We start from the raw sequence: 19,071 nt of genomic DNA, 5'->3' as shown, positions 1-19,071 counted from the left end.
TAATCGGCGTAGGAGCCGGCTTGCCGGCGAACACCGGCGTAGCCGGTGCCATTCATCGCGTCGCCTGGTTCGCCAGCAAGCTCGCTGGCTAACGCTCGCGCATGAAGAACCCCGCCACGTATTTGCGGAAGGTCTCCAGGCTCTTGAAGTCGGCATAGCGCTTGAAGTTCTCGGCATCCGGCTCCGGCCCCAGCGGTTGCTCGAGCAACGACACCGACAGCACCCGGTCCTGATCCGAGGTCAATACCAGTTCGTCCATCACCTGGCCGCCGATCACCGGGCGACGCATCAGCACTTTGACGCCCTTGCTGGCCATCCAGTCGATCAGCGACACCAGCGCCTTCAACGGCTCGCGCTCTTCGTCGCGGTACACCGGGAACAACTGCCCGCGCGACAGCACCGGCACGCTGGCGACATGGATCAGTTCGTAGAAGTGGCTGCCGGCGGTGGCCGGCGAATACAGGGCCAGGGCCAGCAGTGGCCCGCTGGCGCGGCCGCCGCCCCAATACTGGTGATGGCCCTGGAAGTCGAAGCCGTCTTCGCTGCGGTTGTTGAACAGCTTGCGGCCCTTGATCTGGTCGACGCAGTCGAGCAGCAAGCCATGCCGGCGGTGGTTGCCGAACACCGTGGCCTCACGTAGCCGGGCCTTGAGCATCATCATGTGCTTCATGTCCAGGCGCGTTTCCAGGTAGTTGCTGGCCGGCACCCGCTCCAGCAGCGGGTAACGGCCAGCAACCCCGCGCAGCTCGGCGAACTGGGCGGTGAGGTCCTTCTTCAGGTGCGTGGCATAGACGTTCAGGCCGCTGGCTTCGATCCAGGTCAGCAGCAACGACAGCAGGCGCTGCTGCTCGCGGCGTTCGCCGGCGTCACGCGGCCCGCCGACGGTTTCGCCGTCGCCTGGACGGCGATAGTCGCCAAGCAGGCGCAAGGGGGCATCCGGGGCCAGCCAGGCCGCGGGAGGTGTGTGTTCCTGGGCGCCGGCGCCGGCCTCGCGCTCATCCTTGCTGAACGGGCAACCCGGGGTGTGTTCGGGGGTGTCGGGGTTGTTACGCAGGAACAGGGTGCCGGTGTTGCCGTTGAGCGACACATTGAGCACCGGCAGGGCATCCTGGCGGCAATCGCAGGCCAGCCACTGGTTGGCGCTGCGCACTTTCATCAGCCATTGGTTGGCCTGCAGCAGGCGGGGGCCGGCCAGGGTGCCGGCGGCAAAACCGGCCAGCAGTTCCTCTTCGGCCAAGGTCAGGCTGCGCACCTGCGCGCCGGTCTTTTCGATGATTCGCATTGAGAGGCAGCTCCAAGCTACAAGCCTCAAGCTTCAAGCAAAGCGCGCTGGCTTTCAACTTGAAGCTTGCAGCCTGGAGCCTGCCGCTCACTGGCCGTCGAACAGTTTGGCGGCGCGGGCGCGGATTTCCTCGGGGCTGAGGTCTTCCTTGTGGGTGGAGACGAACCACAGGTTGTTGAACGGATCCTTCAGGGTGCCGCTGCGGTCGCCGTAGAACTGGTCCTGGACTTCGCGCACCTGTGTCGCGCCGGCGCGCAAGGCCTGGGCATAGACTTTGTCGCAGTCCTCGACATACAGGTGCAGGCCAACTGCTGGCGTTTCGATGGTCTCGCTGGGTTTGAGGCCGCCCTCCATGTCGCAGGGCGAGCCGAGCATCAGCGAGGAGTCGCCGATTTTCAACTCGGCATGGCCGATGCTGCCGTCAGGGCCTTCGAGGCGGAACATTTCCACGGCGCCGAAGGCGCTCTTGTAGAACTCAATGGCCTTGGCGGCCTCCTTGATGCCGAGGTAGGGGGTGAGGCTGTGCTGGCCTTCGGGGATGGGCTTGGCTGCCATTTGCGTAATCTCCTTTCACGTGGGGTGGGTTGCAACGCCTTGGTGATTAGAGTCGTCTGCGCGGGCGGAAAATCGACTGTCGCCTTATATCGATTGTCTCTAAAAAAGCGAAGGGGCCGCGATGCGGCCCCATTTGCTCGTCAGCTTCAGAAGATGTAATCGGTGGTCAGGAAACTCGACTGGCGGTTACGGATTATCTCGCTGATCAGTTCTTTGTTCGCTTCCTGGAACTTGGTCGCCACCAGGGTGCGGATGGAGAACACCCGCAGTGCGTCATGCACCGACAAGGTCCCTTCGGCGCTGTTCTTGCGGCCGTTGAACGGGTAGGTGTCCGGCCCACGCTGGCACTGGGCGTTGAGGTTGATACGACCCACCTGGTTGGCGAAGGTGTCGACCAGCGCGCCGATGGTCGCCGGGTCGTTGCCGAACAGGCTCAGTTGCTGGCCGTAGTCGGAGTCGAGCACATAGTCGACCACCGTCTGCAGGTCGCGGTAGGGCACCACCGGCACCAGCGGGCCGAACTGCTCCTCGTGGTACAGGCGCATGTCGGCGCTCACCGGGTACAGCAGCGCTGGGTAGAAGAACGAACCGCGGCTGAGCCCGCCGCCTGCGTTGAGCACCCGCGCGCCTTTGCCTGTGGCGTCGGCCACCAGGCCATCGAGGTAGTCGAGCTTGCCTGGCTCCGGCAGTGGTGTCAGCGCCACGCCCGGTTCCCACGGCATGCCCGGCTTGAGCGCGGCCAGCTTGCGCTGGAACTTGTCGAGAAAGGCCTCGACCACGTCTTCATGGACGAACAAGATCTTCAGCGCGGTGCAGCGCTGGCCATTGAACGACAGGGCACCGGTGACCGCTTCCTCGACGGCGTTGTCAAGGTCGACCTGAGGCAGCACGATACCGGGGTTCTTGGCGTCCAGGCCAAGGGCGGCGCGCAGGCGGTGCGGGCGTGGGTGGAGCTTTTTCAGGTCGCTGGCGGCCTTGTGGGTGCCGATGAAGGCGAACACATCGACCTTGCCGCTGGCCATCAGCGCGCTGACGGTTTCGCGGCCACGGCCATAGATGACATTGATCACCCCGGCCGGGAAACTGTCGCGGAAGGCCTCGAGCAGCGGGCGGATCAGCAGCACACCGAACTTGGCGGGCTTGAACACCACGGTGTTGCCCATGATCAGTGCCGGGATCAAGGTGGTGAAGGTTTCGTTCAGCGGGTAGTTGTAGGGCCCCATGCACAGCGCCACGCCCAGTGGCGCGCGACGGATCTGGCCGAGGGTACCTTGTTCCAGCTCGAAGCGGCTGGAGCGGCGATCGAGGTCTTTCAGGGCATTGATGGTGTCGACGATATAGTCGCAGGTGCGGTCGAACTCTTTCTCCGAGTCCTTGAGGTTCTTGCCGATCTCCCACATCAGCAGCTTGACCACCGCCTCGCGCTGCTCGCGCATGCGCGCCAGGAAGGTCTCGACATGCTGGATACGCTCGGCCACGCGCATCGTCGGCCAGGCACCACGGCCCTTGTCGTAGGCCTGCACGGCGGCATCCAGGGCGGTCAGCGCGGTGTCGGCGTCGAGCAGTGGCGCGCTGCCAAGGATCACCTGGCGCTCGCTGTCGCCCTCCTTGAGCCACACCGGGCTATGTACCGTGGCCAACGGGCCGTCCCAGCGCCGCAGTTCGCCGGCGACCAGATAATCGCGTTGTTCCAGGGGCTCGCCCAGGCGCCATTGCGCGGGAATGTCCTCAAGGGTGGGAAACAACGAATCGAGCAGACGGTCCATGGGTACTGCACCTCTTTTGTTTGGCTGGGTGAATCGCTTCAGCTCTGGAGCATGCACCCAGTGCCGGAAAAACACCAGTCTGGCTCAACATCGTCACGACCGCGCCGATACAGGAACTATCGCTTCCGACTTCAGGCCTATGACCCGCAACGAACGTTCTTCCTTCGATGACCCGCCGCCCGCTCCGGGCAAGTTGCGTCGTACGCTCTATCGCTTGCTGCCGGTAGGTTTCGCGGTGATCGGCATTGGCCTGTCGGTGGTGCTTGGGCACCTGGACGCCCGGCGCGCCGAGAGCGAGCAGGTCGCCAACCTCGCCGCGCGGCTGTCCGGGCTGCGCAGCGCGCTGGAGGCGCAGCTGCGGGCATCGTTCGCCGAAGCCGAGGGTATTGCCCAACTGATCAGCACCGACGGCAGCATCAGCATCGACCACTTCCATGGCATGGCCCGCGATGCGTTGGATTCGGTGCCGTACATGCACCACATCGCCCTGGCACCCGCCGATGTGATCCGCGATGTTTACCCGCTGCAAGGCAACGAGCAGATCATCGGCCTGAACTACCGCCGCCTGCCCGACCAGTTCCCGTTGCTGGCCGTTGCCCGTGACAGTGGCCAGCCAGTGCTGGCTGGGCCGCTGCAGCTGTACCAGGGGGGCCGGGCGCTGGTGTACCGGCGCCCGGTGTTCATCAGCGCCAAGCGTGGGGTCAAGCTGTACTGGGGCAATATCTCGATCGTCGCCGATATCGACCGCCTGCTGCTGGCCGCCGGCCTGCGCCCGGAGACTGGCTTCGAGCTGGCGGTGCGCGGCAGCGATGGCAAGGGTGCCGAGGGTAGCTTGATCTGGGGCGACCCGCAGTTGTTCGACGACCCGCAGGTGACACTCGATGTCGAGGTGCCGGGAGGCGTCTGGCAACTGGTGGCCGCGCCACATGGCGGCTGGGCGCAGCTGAACCTGTTCGGTTCGCCGCTGTTCCTGTTCGCCCTGACCAGCACTGGCTTGTTCAGCCTGTTCGTGGCCCAGCTCAATCGCAAGCAGCGTCAGCTCGAGCAGCGCAACCGCGAGTTGCGCCAGTACCAGGCCCAGCTCGAGCGCCTGGCCCATTACGACACCATCACCGGGCTGCCCAACCGCGTGCTGTTCCAGCAGCAACTGGGCGAGGCGATCGGGCACGGCCATGGCCTGGCCGTGCTGATGCTGGATATCGACGGTTTCAAGCAGGTCAACGACAGCCTTGGCCACCCCATGGGCGATCTGTTGTTGCAGCAGGCCACCGCGCGCTTCTTGCAGGAGCTGGATAGCCAGGACCAGGTCTGCCGCGTGGGCGGCGACGAGTTCGTGTTCATGCTGCAGGGCACCCAGGGCCAGGTGAACCACCAGATCCGTGCTTTGCTGCGCAGTCTGCAGCGGCCCTTCGACCTCAATGGCAACGCCGCGCTGGTCACCGGCAGCATCGGCCTGGCCTGGTGTCCGCAGCATGGCGAAGACCCCGACAGCCTGCTGCGCCATGCCGACACGGCCATGTACGCGGCCAAGGAAAGCGGCCGGGACGCCTGGCGGCCCTATCACCCGGACATGACCGCGCGACTGCAGCAGCGCCTGGAGCTGGAGCGTAATCTGCGCCGGGCCCTGGAGCACAACGAGTTCGAACTGTGGTACCAGCCCAAGGTGGACCTGTTCAGTGGCCGCCTGGAAGGCATCGAGGCGCTGCTGCGCTGGCGTGATCCGGAACATGGCCTGGTTTCGCCAGGCGAGTTCATCCCGTTGGCCGAGCGCACCGGGCTGATCATTCCCCTTGGCGAGCGGGTGCTGGAGTTGGCCTGCGCCCAGTTGGCCGCCTGGCGCGACGGCGAGGGAGTGCCGGGGCCGCTGGCGATCAACGTCGCCGCCTTGCAGATCGAGCGCAGCGACTATGTCACCAGCCTGGCCTCGGCACTGGAGCGCCATGGCCTGGCGGCCAGCCTGCTGGAAGTGGAAATCACCGAAAGCCTGCTGATGGAGAGCCAGCAGCAGGCCTGCGCGGTGCTGGCACAGTTGCGGGCGATGGGCGTGGCCACGGCGGTGGACGACTTCGGTACCGGCTATTCGTCGCTGGCCTACCTGCGGGCGTTGCCTATCGATCACTTGAAGATCGACCGCGCGTTCATCAAGGACCTGCCGGGTGATGACGACGCGATCGCCGTGGCCCGGGCGATCATCGACCTGGGGCATGCCCTGGGTTTTCGCATTACCGGTGAAGGCATCGAGACCCAGGAGCAGTACGACTTTCTGCGCAACGCCGGGTGTGACCAGGGGCAGGGCTTCCTGCTTGGCCGGCCGATGCCGGCGCAGGCCTTACAGCGCTGGTTGCGGGAAAACCAGGAGCGCCAGCGGCATCCGCTGCGCTGACTTTTGCAGCGAGGGCGAGGGCGCTGCCAGGGACGTGGCGGGCCCCTGGTGGCCTTGATGCGGTTCTTTCCCTACAGCACCGGCGCACGCTGCACCAGGCTGGTATAGCTGACCCGCGGTCGGTCGCCCAGGCGCTGCTCGATCAGCGCCTTGAGCGATTCTCCGCAGGCCAGGTAGGCGTCGCCGAAGTCCTGGCTGCCCAGGGCACTGGGGTGGGCCACCACCTCCAGCACGCCATGGGCCGGCGCCAGGCCCGCGCGCACATCGGCCGGGGTGCATACATGGTCGGCGGTGACCCCGCACAATCGGTGCAGGCGCCGGTTGAGCAAGGTCTTGAACAGCCGTTTCAGCGGACCGATGTTGTGGCCGATGTTGCGCGCCAGGCGGATCGGCACGCCTTGGTCGCGGGCGAAGCGGGCGACCACCTCGCCGACCGGCCAGATATTGTGCACATGCTGGTGTGAATCCAGGTGGCTGGGCATCAGGCCATGGTCCAGGCAGTGCTTCCACTGCGCCTCCAGCTCCTGCTCGACCGCGGCCCGCTCGCGCCGCGACAGGCGCAGGGTACGCTGTTTCAGGCGCAGGTCGAACTCGCCGTGGGGCGTGCAGAACCGCGGTTCGGCAAGGATGGCTCGGCTTAGCGGCCGGCCGTAGGTAAGGTTGAAGTGCAGCCCCACCCGGCCCTTGAGCGCCGGCTGCTGGGCCAGCGCGCAGGCGGCGGCGAACGCGGGCATGTTGGCCATGGCCGTGGCCGAGCTGATCAGCCCGGCCTGGAAGGCATGCAGGATCACCGCGTTGGTGTGGGCGCTGAGGCCGAAGTCGTCAGCGTTGACTATGACCTGGGAGGGCATCGGGGTGCTCCTGTGGTGGGGTTGGGGCAAGGGTGGCCGGTGTACTGGCGGTCTTGCGCAGGCGCGGCTTGAGCCACTGCCAGGTGCGTTGCGCCAGGCCCAGCAGCAGGCCGTCGGGGCGCCAGCTGTAGCTGCTCAGGCGCCAGTGTTCGAGGTGGCCGGTCTGGCGTTCGTGGAGCTGGTGGCTGGAATTGTTCAGGCTGACCCGCGAGGCGTCGACCCACTTCCAGTCCTGGTCCAGCCCCCAGTGAATCCACTCCTCGAGCAGCACGCGGCCACTGCCCAGGTCGCGGTGTTCGGGCGCGAAGGCGAGGTTGTAGTCGTACACCCGGCCGCGTTCGAGCAGGCCCAGGCGGTAGCTGATGCAGCGTCCGTCCAGTTCCAGCAGTACCAGGCAGACCAGGCCCTCGGCGGCCAGGGCGGTGAACGCCTGGTACATCCATTGGCGCTGCAGCTCGCCCGAGAAGATACCGACCTCGTCGTCGCCTTTCCAACTGGCCGCCTCGACGGCGCTGATGGCGTCGAGCAGTGCGCCGATGCTCTCGGGCGTGGCGATGACCCGTCGGACCTGGGCACCACAGGCGCCGATGCGCTTGCGCGCGCGGCGCAGTTTGTAGCGCGGGTCGCCGCCGATTTCCTGGCGATCGCCTTCGTTGATGCGGTGCACCGGCACACGGCAACTCAGGCGCTGCTGCCAGGTGGAACTGGCCGCAGCCCATTGGCGCAGCCAACCATCGGTCTCGGGGTGGTCCGGCACTTCGCTCAGTTGCAGCAGGGCATGCGGCAACTGCTTGCGGATGGCCTGCAGTACCTGCTCGGCATACAGCGCCGGCAGGTCGATGAGCAGGGCGATGCGGTCGCTCAGCGGGTGGCCGAGGTGGCGCACCACCGGGGCGAACAGCGGGCCGAAGGGTTCGCGACAGCGAATCAGCGGCAGGCACAGGCACAGGCGTTGATCCTGGTAGCCGAGCAGCACTTGCAGCTGCTGGGCGGGCGCCAGCGCGGCCTCGGCGGCGCGCAGCCAGCCGAGGTGGTTGAACGGCGTGCTGGCAGGCAGGCGCTTGCGCAGCGCCTCGTACTCGCCGGCGGGGAAGTCGTGGCTGCGCAACGACGCGCACCACTTCAGCACCAGGCTCACCGGCTCAACTCGCGGTGGCCGCAGAGGCTTGCGGCTCCGGCTTGCGCAACGGTTCCAGGCGCGACTCGCTGTAGCGGCTTTCGCGGAAGAACTTCCAGCGACCGAACAGGCAATACACGTTCATGATCCGTCCTTGTTCCTGGTAACCCATGCGCAGGTGCAACTTGAGCGCCGGGATGTTGTGCTGTTCGCAGACATCCACCACCTTGGTGCAGCCCTGGGCGGCCATGGCTTTCCACAGCGCCAGTTGCAGGTCCACCGATAGCTCGGTGCCCCAATATTTGCGGATCAGCTCACCACCGAACTCGAAGAACTCGCCAGGCCCGACCGGGAACCAGCAACCATAGTAGTGGCGATCATGGTAGTGGCGGTTGCTGCCCCAGATGAACGCCACTGCATCGTTGTCGTCGTCGAGGAACATCAGCCCGGTATGGCCCTCGGCCGCCAGCTCGCGCATGGTTTCGACGCGATCGCCGAAATGCCGGGCAAAGGCCTGCGTGTTATGCACGCTGATGGCCTCGACACGCAGCGCGCCGTAGGGTTTCAGGCGATGCGGCGGCACCGGGCTGACCAGGTCGCGCTCCATCCACAACAGTTGCCAGTGGTAGAAAACGTAGTGCCGCCAGGCGCTACCGAGGGTATTGCGCAGTCCTTTGCGCTTGATGCGCTCCTGGAGCTTGGTCAAAGCACTCATGGTGCCTCCTGTACGTGGCAGGTCGAGATGCGTCTCATGACGCGTTCCAGGTCAGGGCAAACACGGTCTGCCCTGGCAATTGAAAACTTAGCTGGCCGTCGCGGCAGTCGTAGTGGCCGCGGTGGCTCTGGTTGTCGGGGCCGAACAGTTCCAGCTGGCCGGCAGGGCAGTTGCCCAGGGCGAGCGCGACCTGCTGCAGGCGCTCGGCCTTGTTCACTCCCAGCAGGCTGCGTTGGCGTTGGCGGGCCATGGCCAGGGCGTCGACTTCGAAGGCATCGTTGTCCAGCGCCAGCACCTGGTCCAGCCAGTGGCGCTGGATGAACTGCTGGGCCAGGCCCACCGGCTTGAGTTCGTAGCGCTGGCCGCCGGTGTCGCGCAGCATGCCCTTGGGCCACTCGGGCTCGTCGGCGACGTGGAACCAGTTGAGCATGTCGAGCAGGCCGTCGCTGGCGGCGTTGATCACCACCGAGGTCCACCACAGGCCGGCGTAGTGGCTGTCCTGCTCGTAAGGGCTCAGGCTCGAGCCGCTGGACAGGTTGGTCTGGTCCAGCAGCAGCGCCTTGCGCGGCCGGCCCTGGCCATCCAGGCCGACCAGCGCGGCGGCCTGACGCACGCTGTCGCGGTAGCTGCGGGTGGCGAGCAGGTCGCGGACCATCCACTCGTGCCAGGCCAGCGCGTCGATCTGCGCGCCTTGCTCGGCGAGCAGGCGCCGCGCCCAGTCGATGCCACGGCGTTGCTTGCCGTCCTCGGCGAAGGGGCCGCCGGTGAAGCGCGACGAGGCGGGCATGGCGATGCGTACCCCGGCCTGGTGGGCGCCGGGGTAGTCGCGCACGCGCTTGGCCATGGCCTGGAAGAAATCCCGATAGCTGGCGTAGTCGCGGTAGTTGAGGTTGGGTTCGTCGGCGAAGGCCAGGTAGTGCAGGCCCTGGCCGCCAAGGGCCTTGGTCGCCTCCAGCCAGGCGCCGAGGGCGTCGTGGCTGGTGCGGTCGCTGCGCAGGTCGGCCACCCGGGCGCTGCCGGCCAGCAGGGTGATGTCCTGGCGGATGCCGAAGCGTTGCTGATAGAGCTTGCGCCAGGCGTTCTCGAAATCGGGCTGGCGTTGCAGCACATCGACGAAGCTGTAGTAGCCGGCAGCCTGGGGGCGCAGCGCATCGAGGGCGGCGAAACTTGAGGGTGGTGGCAGCACGTAGGGCAAGGCCACCCCCAGCTTCGGCGTGGGGCCGAGGACTTTGTTGGCCAGCTTCAGGCGCACCTGGCCGGGTGCCTGCGGCAGGTCGCCGAGGTCTTCGGCGCGCTGGGTGAACAGGTTGGCGCTGCCATCGAGCCAGAACGCCGCCTTGCCGCTGCCTTGCAAGGACAGGCGCCAGGTTTCGTCGTGGTTGCTGGTCGGCAGCGCCTGCTGGTCGAAACGCCAGTAGGCAGGGTAGGGCTTGAGCGCCAGCTGGACGCGCCGACCATCGCCCAGTCGCTCGGCGAACAGGCCATGCACGCCGCCGTGATGCTTGCCGGCCAGGATCGCCTGTTCGCCAGCCTTGACCCGGAAGTACAGGGTTACCCTGGGGCCGACTTCGGCGCTGAAATGCACCTTGGGCGGGGCGAACAGCGCGCGGGTGCTGTCGGCGTGCTGGATGCGGTAGTCGCGAAAGCTGTAGCCGGGAACTTCCAGGCGGTAGGGGCCCAGCCCCGGTGCCAGTGGCCAGCTTTGCGCGCCGCGGACTTCCTCGGCGCTGATGGGCCGTTCGCCGACCAGGCGGCCCTTGCCGTCGAGCAGGAACAGCCGCTCGGCGTTGGCGTCGGCCTGCCAGGCTGGGCGCCACTGGATGCGCACTTGGTCGTCGCGGCTTGGCAGCAGGTACAAGCTGCCATCGCGAATCTCCCCCCATTGCAGCGGCGCCGCCGGCAGCACGGGCGAGAGCAGCAGGGCGAGCAGCAGCAGGGCCCTCATGCCGCCCTCCGTTGCAGCATCTGGCGTAGCGGCGCCAAGTCGCTGGGCAGGATGATCAGCGTGTGCGCCGCTGGCACGCCGCTCAGGCGGCAGTACAGCACCAGCATGGCCACGGTCACCGCCAGGTAGGCGATCGAGGAAGCCGCCGCCGCGCCGACGATGCCCCAGGTCGGGATTAGCAGCACATTGAGCAGCAGGTTCAAGGCGGCCCCCGCACCCATCAGCAGCGACACCGTGCCGGGGCGGTTCTTGCCCAGCAGGTCCAGGCGCAGGATGCTCGCATAGCACAGCCCCAGCAGCCCGGGCAGCAGGGCCAGCAAGGCCGGGTAGGCCGGCGCGTAGTCGGCGCCGAACAGGGTGACGATCAGCCATTGGCCGATCAGCGCCATGCCCAGGCAGGCGCCGAGCATCACCGTGGCGGTCAGGCGCAGGGCCAGCGGGGTCAGGCGTTCCATGCCGGCATCCTGTTGCAGCAGGCGTTTCATCAGCGGCGTGGTGACGGCCTCGGGGACGATCAGCAGCAGCTCGGCGGCGGCGCTGGCCATGGCGTAGTGGCCCAGGGCGGTGCTGCCGAGCAGGGCGCCGATGAACAGGTAGTCCGAGCGCAGGATCAGTTGCTGGAACAACAGGTCCGGGTGGCTCTTGGCGCTGTAGGCCAACAGCTCGCGCTGGCCGCCGCGGTCCCAGCGCAGGCGCAGGCGATGCTGGCGGCCGAGCCACCACAGGCCCAGCACCACCACCAGGGCGATGCCGACCAGCCAACTGATCAGCGCGGCTTCCAGGGCCTGCTCGCGCCACATCCAGAACAACCCGAGGAACAGCAGCAGTGGCGCCAGCGACTCGGTCAGGCGCAGGGCATTGAAGGCTCCGACACCGCCGCTGGCGTTGTGCAGGGTCAGCAGGCCGCTCTTGAGCACGGTCATCGGTACCGCCAGCAGCAACAGCCAGGCCAGCAGGCCCAGTTGCACGGTCACCGCCAGGTCGGCTCCGAACTGGCGCACCAGCACGACACACAGCAGGGTCAGCAGCCCGGCCAGCAGGCTGCCGTAGACCAGCACCTGGGTCAGCAGCAGGCCCAGGTCGCGCTGCTTGGCCGCCTGGTAGCCCACCGCGCTGTTCAGGCCACCGCTGGTGGCGGCGCTGATCAGGTCGGGCAGGGTGCTGAGCAGGGCGAACAGCCCGCGTTCGCTGGGGCCGAGGATGCGCGCCAGGAGCACGTTGCGCAGCAGGCGCAGGGCGATCATCGCCAGCTTGGTGCCCATGCTCAGGGCCAGGTGGCGCAGGTAGCTGTTGCGGTTCATCAGCGCTCTCCGCGGCTGATACGCCAGGCCAGCAGCGACGGGCGGCTGGCATTGCGCTGGCTGACGCCGATACGCGGCAGGGCCAGGGGGTCGTCATGGCCCTGGCAGATCCCAGGGCGGGTGCTCAGGGCGTAAGGGTAGCGGTGCGCGGCGACCCGCGCGCGGACCCGGGCGTCGTGATCGCCATTGGGGTAGCAGTACACCGGCAGTGGCGCGCGGCAGCCGGCGTTGAGGGCGGCATGGCTGCGTTGCAGTTCGTCGTTGAGACGGTGATCGTCCAGGTAAGGCAAGAGCGCGTGGCTGGCACCGTGGGGACCGAAGCGCACCAGCCCGGAATCCTCGAGGCTGCGCACCTGCTGCCAGTCCATGGCCTGGGGCAGCGACTCCGGTGGACAGGCGTCGGTGAGCAGGTGAAGGGCCTGGGGGCTGAGGCTCTTGAGGGTTTGCAGGTAGCGCGCCAGCACCAGGCTGCGGGCCTTGCTGTGGTCGTGCATGAAGTACGCAGCTGGCAATGGCCGGCCCAGCTTGCGCAGGCGCTCGATCAACAGCCGCCGGGCGTCCTCGCCATGGCTGCCCCACAGCGTTTCGCCGACGCTTTCCCACCAGAAGCGCTGGCGGCTGCCAATGTAGTCGGTGGACAGGAAGATGCTCGCCGGCATCTGGTGGCGCTGCAGCAGCGGGAAGGCGTTGACCGCGTTGTCGCGCCAGCCGTCGTCGAAGGTCAGGGCCACCTTGGGCCGGGCATCGCCGCGCGGCGCCTGGTGGCTTTCCAGCAGGTCCATCAGGCTGACGCAGTCGAAGTGCCGTTGCAGCCAGCGCAGCAGCCCTTCGAAGGCGCGCGGGCCGACGCATAGCTCGTTGCGATGGGGCAGCGCGGCGCTGGCGTCATCGGCCAGCACCCGGTGCAGCATGAGGATCACACCGGCGCCGCGCAGCTCGGCACGCCCGCGCGGCGACTTGAAGTACAACCAGCCACTGGCCTGCTTGATATGGGTCTTGATCGGCATGTCCGTCGCTCATCGATTCTGGTCGGGGTTCCATTGGCTGTAGCTGTGCCCGCGCAGGAACTGCCACAGGCCCACGCTCATGCCGGCCAGGGTGACCAGCACGAAGGCGGCCAGGCGGAACGGGCGCGGCAGGCGTCGCTGGGCATCGAGCAGGCCGGCGATGGCGGCGGCGTAGCCGAGCAGTTGCAAGGCCAGGGTCAGGCGGTAGAACCCGGGTTCGGCGGCCAGCCACAGGTTGGCCAGCAGCAGCGGCAGCAGCAGCACCGGGGCCAGGCGCCGGATCAGCTTGTGGCTGATCAGGGCGATGGCGTACAGGCCGTGGCGCGCCGGGTTGAGCAGCTCGCGGCGGGCGGCCAGGCTCAACAGGCCGCCGACGGTGACGCGCTGGCGGCGGCGGAACTGCTTGTCGGCCTCGTCCACGCCCTGGTCAAGTACCACCGCCTCAGGCACATAGACGATGCGCAGCCCGGCGGCCGGCGCGCAGGTGCTGATGAAGAAGTCGTCGTTGACCTGTTTCGGGATTGGCTGGTACAGCGCGCGGCGCAGGGCCAGCAGGGCGCCGTCGGCCGAGACCATGCAGCCGGTTCGGTTCTCCACCTTGCGCACCCAGGCCTCATAGTGGCGGTACAGGCTGTCGCCGATGCTCAGGCCCTTGCCCGGATCGGGGATGATCATATGCCCGGCGCTGCCGCCGACATCGGCGTCGGCGAAAGGCGCCAGCAGCAGGCCTAGGGTGTCGGTCGACCACTGGTTGTCGGCGTCGGTGAACACCAGCAGGTCGCCCGTGCACACTTGCACGGCACTGTTCAACGCACCGGCCTTGCCCAGGCGTGGCAGGTCCAGCACCTGCACCCGTGGGTCGCCCAGGCTGCGGGCCAAGGCCACGGTGCGATCGCTGGAGCCGTCGCTGGCCACCACCACCTGCAGCTCGGCGGCTGTGTAGTCCTGGCCGAGCACGCTGGCAAGCTTGGCTTCGATATGCCGCTCTTCGTTGTGCGCGGCGATCACCACGCTCACCCGCTGCGGCGGCAATGGTGAATGGGTGCGACGGGCAAAGAACGGCGCGGCCAGGGTCAGCAACAGGGGATAGCCGACCCAGGCATATAGCGGCAGCAACAGGCATAGCCAGAAAATGAACTCAGCCACGGGCGGGCCTCCTTGCGGTGCGGTTGAACAGGCTGAGGATGAAGGCCGCGCCGGCCAGGTGCAGGCGCAGCCAGTGCAGGCCCCAGAGCTGCAGCGTGAGTAGCGGGTCGCGGTGCCTGCGGCTCTGGCGCAGGCTCAGGAGCAGCGCGGGCAGGGCGCTGACCAGCAGGAAGAACAGGGCGACATGCGGGAAACCGTCGAGCAGCGCCGACAGGGCCATGGCGTCCAGCACCCAGGCGCCCACCGAGAGCATCGGGAAGCGCAGCAGGCGCAGGCTCACGCCATGGCTGCGCAGCAATTGCAGGTGGCTGCCCTGGCGCCACATCTCCTTGCCCAGCCATTCGCGCCAGTTGGCTTCATAGCCCCAGTGCAGCACCGCCGGTTCGCGCAGTACGCGAAGGCGCGCGCCGGCTTCATGCAGGCGCAGGGTGAAGTCCTTGTCCTCGCCGGTGCGCAGGCGTTCGTCGAAGCCGCCCACCTGTTCGAACCAACTGCGCCGCATCAACAAGTTGGGGGTGGGCAGCCAGGTGCAGTCCTGCACCGTCTGGCCGGTGCGCAAGGTGCGCCGTTGCCAGGCCTGGGCGAACCACGGCGCGTGGCGCGGGGTGTCGCAGTCCAGGGCGAAGACATCGCCTTCGCCACGGCGCTGCAGGTCCAGCAGCAGGTCCAGCCAGTGCTCCGGGACTTCGATGTCGGCATCGAGGAAGGCCAGCCAGTCGCCTTGGCTGGCGTTCACGCCGGCATTGCGCAGGGCACCGATGGCCACGCCCGGCACGCTCAGCACCTGGGCGCCGTGGGCGCGGGCGAGCGCCGGGCCGTCGTCGCTGGAGCCGTTGTCCACCACGATCAGCTCGCAGGCCAGCCCCGCCGCGCTGGCCGAGCGCCGGGCGGCGTCGAGGGTGCGGCCGATATGGCGGGCTTCGTTGAACATCGGGATGACGATACTCACCCGGCTCATCGGGCCACCTCCACCGGCTGCTGCTCACGCGCCTGGCCAAGCAGCACGCTGGACAGCGCCAGCATCAGCCACAGGTACTTGTGGCTCGGCGCGCTGAGGAACATCAGGAACAGGCCGATGGCGAGCATGCTCATGGTCAGGTGGGTCATCAGGTCGGCGCGGTCCGGGTCGCCGGCCGCGCGGAAGGCGGCGCGCGCCTGCCAGAAATTGCGCAGGGCCAGCACGATCATGCCGACGAACAGCAGCCCCGCCGGCAGGCCGACTTCGCTGAACAGTTCGAGGTAGGTGTTGTGGGCCCGCCGGTAGAGGTCGGTGGTCTTGCTGTTGACCGGGGCGAAGGCCTTGGAGAAGCCGGTATCTGCGTAATGCAGCGGGAAGGTGCCGGGCCCGGTGCCGAGCAGCGGGCTGTGGCTGATCATTTCCTTGCCCACCACCAGGTAGGAGGCGCGCCGTCCCAGCGACTCGTCCTGGTGCGCGTTGACCCCAGACTTGAGTAGCATCAGCGACTGGATGCGCTCGGCGTAGCCGGCGGGCATCAAGGCGATGCCCAGGGGCAGGACGATGGCCAGGCCGAGCATGGCGAAGCCTAGGTGGCGCGGGCGGATGCGCGTCAGCTGTTCGCGGTAGTTGTGCAGCACGATGCCCAGGCTGATCAGCAGCACCACCAGCCCCGAGCGCGACTCGGTCTTGGTCATGCCCACCAGCAGCAACAGGCAGCAACCGGCCCAGAACAGCTTGACCGGGATCTGCCGCGCCTTGATCGCCAGCCACAGCCCCAAGGGCATGGCGATGGTGATCAGCAGGGCGAAGGCGTTGGGATCGAGCATGGCCGAGGCGCGGCCCTGCTCCTGGTACTTGGTGGAGAAGATCGCGAACAGACAGGTAACGCATACGCTGACGGTGATCAGCCGCGCCAGCAGCGGTAGGTTGAGGTCGCGACCGACCAGCAAGGTAATGACGAACACCACCAGGCCCACCAGCAGCTCACGCAGGTGCCCGCCCGACAGGGCCAGGTCGTCGCTGGCCCACAGGCTCAGCAGGTACAGGGCCATGAACGGCAGCAGCAGGCGCCATTGATTGCTGCGCAGGCGCTCGCCGGGGAGTTGGCGCACTGCCAGTTGCAGGCTGAGGATCAGCACCAGGCCGATGCCCACCAGCTTGGCGCCGGACACCAGGCCGTCCTTGAGCAGCCCTTCCAGCGGCACCAGGGTGGCGATCGCCAGCAGGCCCCAGGCCGGCTTGCGGTACAACACCAGCACGCCGGCCAGGCCGATCACGCCGCCGGGCGCCAGGAACGGGTAGGGGCTGGCCAGCAGACCCAGGCTCAGCAAGGCCACCAGGGCCACCAGCGACAGGGGAATGATCATGCGACAACCTCCTCGGCCGTGCCCCGGTACACCTGGGCCCAGCGTTGTGCCAGGGTCGGCAGGTGGTAGCGTTGACGTTGAGTCTGGCGCGCCCGGGCAACCAGTTCGTCGGCCTGCTCGGGGTCTTGCAGCAGCGCTTCGAGATGTTCACCCAGCTCGGCCGTGGCCAAGGGGCGGGCGAGCAGGCCGTTGTGGCCGTGCTCGATCACGTCGGGGATGCCGCCAACACCGAAGGCCACCACCGGCACACCATCCTGCATGGCTTCGAGCAGGATCATCGGCGTGCCTTCGGTGCGCGAGCTGATGACCAGGGCATCCATGTGTTTCATCCAGCCGCGCATGTCGCGCTGGAAGCCCGGCAGGGTGATGCGCTCGCCCAGGCCGGCAGCGTCGATGCGTTGTTGCAGGGCTTCGCGCTCAGGGCCTTCGCCAAGCATCACGGCGTGGACCCGCGGTTGGCGCTGACACACCGGGATCAGGGTGTCGAGGAACAGGTCGGGGCCTTTTTCGCTGGACAGTCGGCCAACGTAGGCGGCGAGCCAGGGAGCGGCGCCTGGCTGTGCCGCGCCCACGCCATCCTTTGCCTGCGCTTCACAGATCTCAGGCAGGCCGTTGGGAATCACCTGCAGCTTGGCCGCTGGCACCCCGGCATCGCGGTGGATACGGGCAATGCTCTCGGCCACGCACACCACCGTGTCCACCGTCGGCGTGCGGCACAGCTGCAGGCTCAGCCAGGTGTAGAAACGCTGCTTGCGGCTGCGCGGGGTGAAGCCGTGCTGGGTGCTGACCATCGGCAGGCGCCACAGGGTGGCGCCGACCCAGCCAAACAGTTGGCCCTTGAAATTATGGCTGTTGACCAGCGGCCGCTGGCCGCGCTGCGCACCCAGCACCTTGAGCACCGCCAGTAGCCCATGGCAGGTTTCGCAGGCAACGCCAGCCTGGCGAAAACGCGCCACCAGCTCTGCCGGGGCATCGAGGAACAGCACCCGATGCTGGCCCGGCATGGCCTGGCAGTGGTCCAGGAGCATGCGTTCGGCGCCGTAGAACCCGCCACTGCTGAGCAGGTGCAGGATCGGCCGCCCGCAGGCCCGCAGCGCCGCGTTCAATTGCGCACCCAGTGCCACAGGCGTGGCAGCGACCAGGTCTTGTGCGGGTTGGACAGGGCCGGGGTCTGGTCGTTGATCACCAGCAGCACCGGCAAGCCCAACTCGTGACCAATCTGCGCCGGATGCTTGAAGCGGTGGTCGAAGAACTCCTTGACATAGACCACGGCGATGGCCAGCAGCAAGCCGGTGATCAGGCCGAATGGAATGATCAGGCCGGGTTTCGGGAAGCTGGCGGCGGTCGGCTGGTAAGGCGCGCTGAGGATACGCGCGTTGGACTGGCTGCCGTCGAGCAGGCCCTGGCCACGGCTTTCCTCGTAGCGCTGGGCGTAGGTGGAGAAGGCCTTGTGCAGGGCATCGATCTCGGTGTCCAGCTGGCGGGTCTTGCTCTGGGTCTCGCGCAACTGGAGGATGCGCTTGCTGTAGTCGGCGATGCGCTGGGTCTTCTGCTCGATCACCTGCTGGGTCACGGCCAGGTCCTGCTGGCGTTCACGGATGCGGTTCTCGACGATCTTGAGGAACTGCGCGCGCAACTGGGCGATCTGCTGGCGGGCCATGACCATCTGGTCTGAGCCTGGCTGGAACACCGTGGCGTCACCGTTGTAGCGGGCCAGCTGGGTGGTCAGCTGTTCGCCAAGCTGCTTGATCTCGCGGTCCTCGAAGGCGACGTTGTCGACCGTGGTGGTGAAGGTGTAGGGGAACGCATAGTCGGCCAGCTTCGCCTTGTTGGCCGCGGCCAGGCTGCTTTGCAGGTAGTCCAGCCACTTCTGGTTCTGCAACTGGCGGTCACGTTGCAGGTTGAGCGCCTGCTCCTCGGTGTTGATGGCGTTGAGGCGGAAGGTGATCTCCTCTTTCGGGTCCGACGAGCCGATGGCGGTCAGCAGGCCCAGGCGCTGGCTTTCCAGGTCACCCAGGCGGGCCTGGTAGTGCAGCTTCTTCTGCTCGTAGAAGGTTTCGGGCAGCTCGTTGGATTGCAGATCCTGGCGGTTGGTCAGGAAGTTCTCCAGCAGGCGGCTGACGAACAGCGTGCCAAGCTTGGGGTCGGCGGCGCTGTAGGTGATCGAGATCACGTTGGAGCCGGGCAGGGTCTCGACCTTGAGGTCTTTCACGGCCTGGTCGGTGAGGGCGTCCAGCTGGGTGTCGCGGTCATCGGCCACGGCGTTGCCGAACAGCCGGTGCAGCGGCTCGATGATGCTGTGGCGCAGCGGGTCGAGCAGCATGCGCCGCAGCAGCCCAGGCTCGTCGGGGTAGTGGCCTTCCTTGCGCAGCTCACCCAGGGTCTGGCGGATCAGGGTGGGCGAGCGCAGGATATTGCTTTCGGTCTCCATATCGGCCAGCGACGGCGGGATGAACTGGTCGGCCTGCTGCGACAGGGCCGAGGAGGTGTCGCTCTGCGAGAGTTTCTTCGACTGCACGATGACTTCGGCGGTGACGTCGTAGCTCTGCTTGAGCACCAGCGGCAGCAGCACGGCGATCAGCGCGAACACCAGGAACACCCGTTTCACCAACTGGCGATTGGCGAAGAAGATGCGGAAGAACTCATGCACATAGTTTTCTTTCGGTTGCGTGATCATG

15 protein-coding genes are annotated in these 19,071 nt (G+C 67.2%); 1 reads left to right on the top strand and 14 read right to left on the bottom strand.

Features of this window, described 5'->3' with window-relative positions:
* Nucleotides 1-88 precede the first annotated feature (88 nt).
* From ACODS5_RS20730 to ACODS5_RS20720, 3 genes are all read right to left on the bottom strand, one after another.
* Nucleotides 89-1,282 carry a DUF8534 domain-containing protein gene (locus ACODS5_RS20730; RefSeq protein ID WP_134693331.1) on the bottom strand — a complete coding sequence of 398 codons (1,194 nt, stop codon included), beginning with the start codon at nt 1,280-1,282 and terminating at the stop codon, nt 89-91.
* 87 nt (nt 1,283-1,369) lie between these two features.
* Nucleotides 1,370-1,837 carry a VOC family protein gene (locus ACODS5_RS20725; RefSeq protein ID WP_489109560.1) on the bottom strand — a complete coding sequence of 156 codons (468 nt, stop codon included), beginning with the start codon at nt 1,835-1,837 and terminating at the stop codon, nt 1,370-1,372.
* Nucleotides 1,838-1,983: 146 nt separating this feature from the next.
* Nucleotides 1,984-3,603, bottom strand: coding sequence for an NADP-dependent glyceraldehyde-3-phosphate dehydrogenase (locus ACODS5_RS20720; protein ID WP_134693333.1), 1,620 nt, complete (start codon nt 3,601-3,603; stop codon nt 1,984-1,986).
* Between the two features lie 139 nt (nt 3,604-3,742).
* On the opposite strand from ACODS5_RS20720, the gene ACODS5_RS20715 reads away from it, so the two are divergent.
* Nucleotides 3,743-5,986 (top strand): putative bifunctional diguanylate cyclase/phosphodiesterase, encoded by a 2,244-nt coding sequence (locus ACODS5_RS20715; RefSeq protein WP_134693334.1) that lies wholly within the window; start codon nt 3,743-3,745, stop codon nt 5,984-5,986.
* Between the two features lie 71 nt (nt 5,987-6,057).
* Here the strand turns inward: ACODS5_RS20715 and ACODS5_RS20710 are convergent, their stop codons facing one another.
* The 11 genes from ACODS5_RS20710 to ACODS5_RS20660 are packed head-to-tail and all read right to left on the bottom strand — an operon-like array spanning nt 6,058 to nt 19,070.
* Complete coding sequence (locus ACODS5_RS20710) at nt 6,058-6,837, bottom strand: ChbG/HpnK family deacetylase (RefSeq protein WP_134693335.1); 780 nt, start codon at nt 6,835-6,837, stop codon at nt 6,058-6,060.
* Nucleotides 6,809-7,975, bottom strand: coding sequence for a GNAT family N-acetyltransferase (locus ACODS5_RS20705; protein ID WP_489109559.1), 1,167 nt, complete (start codon nt 7,973-7,975; stop codon nt 6,809-6,811). The genes ACODS5_RS20710 and ACODS5_RS20705 overlap by 29 nt, the downstream gene beginning before the upstream one ends.
* Nucleotides 7,976-7,979: 4 nt before the next feature.
* The gene (locus ACODS5_RS20700; protein WP_134693337.1) at nt 7,980-8,669 is read right to left on the bottom strand and encodes a GNAT family N-acetyltransferase; all 690 of its coding nucleotides are present in this window, start codon (nt 8,667-8,669) and stop codon (nt 7,980-7,982) included.
* Nucleotides 8,670-8,703: 34 nt separating this feature from the next.
* Nucleotides 8,704-10,614: a hypothetical protein gene (locus tag ACODS5_RS20695; RefSeq protein WP_134693338.1), complete on the bottom strand. Its 1,911-nt coding sequence runs from the start codon at nt 10,612-10,614 to the stop codon at nt 8,704-8,706.
* The gene (locus ACODS5_RS20690; protein WP_489109558.1) at nt 10,611-11,915 is read right to left on the bottom strand and encodes an oligosaccharide flippase family protein; all 1,305 of its coding nucleotides are present in this window, start codon (nt 11,913-11,915) and stop codon (nt 10,611-10,613) included. The genes ACODS5_RS20695 and ACODS5_RS20690 overlap by 4 nt, the downstream gene beginning before the upstream one ends.
* Nucleotides 11,915-12,922 (bottom strand): polysaccharide deacetylase family protein, encoded by a 1,008-nt coding sequence (locus ACODS5_RS20685; protein WP_489109557.1) that lies wholly within the window; start codon nt 12,920-12,922, stop codon nt 11,915-11,917. Before ACODS5_RS20685 ends, ACODS5_RS20690 begins: the two co-directional genes overlap by 1 nt.
* Before the next feature lie 9 nt (nt 12,923-12,931).
* Entirely contained in the window at nt 12,932-14,068 is a 1,137-nt protein-coding gene (locus ACODS5_RS20680) for a glycosyltransferase (protein WP_489109556.1), read from the bottom strand.
* Nucleotides 14,061-15,026, bottom strand: a complete 966-nt coding sequence (locus tag ACODS5_RS20675; protein ID WP_046855787.1) for a glycosyltransferase family 2 protein — start codon at nt 15,024-15,026, stop codon at nt 14,061-14,063. Before ACODS5_RS20675 ends, ACODS5_RS20680 begins: the two co-directional genes overlap by 8 nt.
* Nucleotides 15,023-16,393, bottom strand: a complete 1,371-nt coding sequence (locus ACODS5_RS20670) for an O-antigen ligase family protein (protein WP_134693342.1) — start codon at nt 16,391-16,393, stop codon at nt 15,023-15,025. The genes ACODS5_RS20675 and ACODS5_RS20670 overlap by 4 nt, the downstream gene beginning before the upstream one ends.
* On the bottom strand, nt 16,390-17,499 hold the full coding sequence (locus tag ACODS5_RS20665; protein WP_489109555.1) for a glycosyltransferase family 4 protein: 1,110 nt from the start codon (nt 17,497-17,499) through the stop codon (nt 16,390-16,392). The genes ACODS5_RS20670 and ACODS5_RS20665 overlap by 4 nt, the downstream gene beginning before the upstream one ends.
* A complete protein-coding gene (locus ACODS5_RS20660; RefSeq protein ID WP_489109554.1) occupies nt 17,496-19,070 on the bottom strand; it encodes a GumC family protein in 1,575 nt (524 codons plus the stop codon). Before ACODS5_RS20660 ends, ACODS5_RS20665 begins: the two co-directional genes overlap by 4 nt.
* Between the last annotated feature and the right edge of the window lies 1 nt (nt 19,071).

The sequence above is a fragment of the Pseudomonas sp. FG47 genome, assembly GCF_057809115.1.
This window is presented reverse-complemented; position numbering and strand designations above follow the sequence as displayed.

What these genes read in the sequence shown, in the direction of transcription:
- ACODS5_RS20730 (WP_134693331.1), bottom strand. Translation starts at nt 1,282, where the DNA reads ATGCGAATCATCGAAAAGACCGGCGCGCAGGTGCGCAGCCTGACCTTG.
- ACODS5_RS20725 (WP_489109560.1), bottom strand. Translation starts at nt 1,837, where the DNA reads ATGGCAGCCAAGCCCATCCCCGAAGGCCAGCACAGCCTCACCCCCTAC.
- ACODS5_RS20720 (WP_134693333.1), bottom strand. Translation starts at nt 3,603, where the DNA reads ATGGACCGTCTGCTCGATTCGTTGTTTCCCACCCTTGAGGACATTCCC.
- ACODS5_RS20715 (WP_134693334.1), top strand. Translation starts at nt 3,743, where the DNA reads ATGACCCGCAACGAACGTTCTTCCTTCGATGACCCGCCGCCCGCTCCG.
- ACODS5_RS20710 (WP_134693335.1), bottom strand. Translation starts at nt 6,837, where the DNA reads ATGCCCTCCCAGGTCATAGTCAACGCTGACGACTTCGGCCTCAGCGCC.
- ACODS5_RS20700 (WP_134693337.1), bottom strand. Translation starts at nt 8,669, where the DNA reads ATGAGTGCTTTGACCAAGCTCCAGGAGCGCATCAAGCGCAAAGGACTG.
- ACODS5_RS20695 (WP_134693338.1), bottom strand. Translation starts at nt 10,614, where the DNA reads ATGAGGGCCCTGCTGCTGCTCGCCCTGCTGCTCTCGCCCGTGCTGCCG.
- ACODS5_RS20690 (WP_489109558.1), bottom strand. Translation starts at nt 11,915, where the DNA reads ATGAACCGCAACAGCTACCTGCGCCACCTGGCCCTGAGCATGGGCACC.
- ACODS5_RS20685 (WP_489109557.1), bottom strand. Translation starts at nt 12,922, where the DNA reads ATGCCGATCAAGACCCATATCAAGCAGGCCAGTGGCTGGTTGTACTTC.
- ACODS5_RS20675 (WP_046855787.1), bottom strand. Translation starts at nt 15,026, where the DNA reads ATGAGCCGGGTGAGTATCGTCATCCCGATGTTCAACGAAGCCCGCCAT.
- ACODS5_RS20670 (WP_134693342.1), bottom strand. Translation starts at nt 16,393, where the DNA reads ATGATCATTCCCCTGTCGCTGGTGGCCCTGGTGGCCTTGCTGAGCCTG.
- ACODS5_RS20660 (WP_489109554.1), bottom strand. Translation starts at nt 19,070, where the DNA reads ATGATCACGCAACCGAAAGAAAACTATGTGCATGAGTTCTTCCGCATC.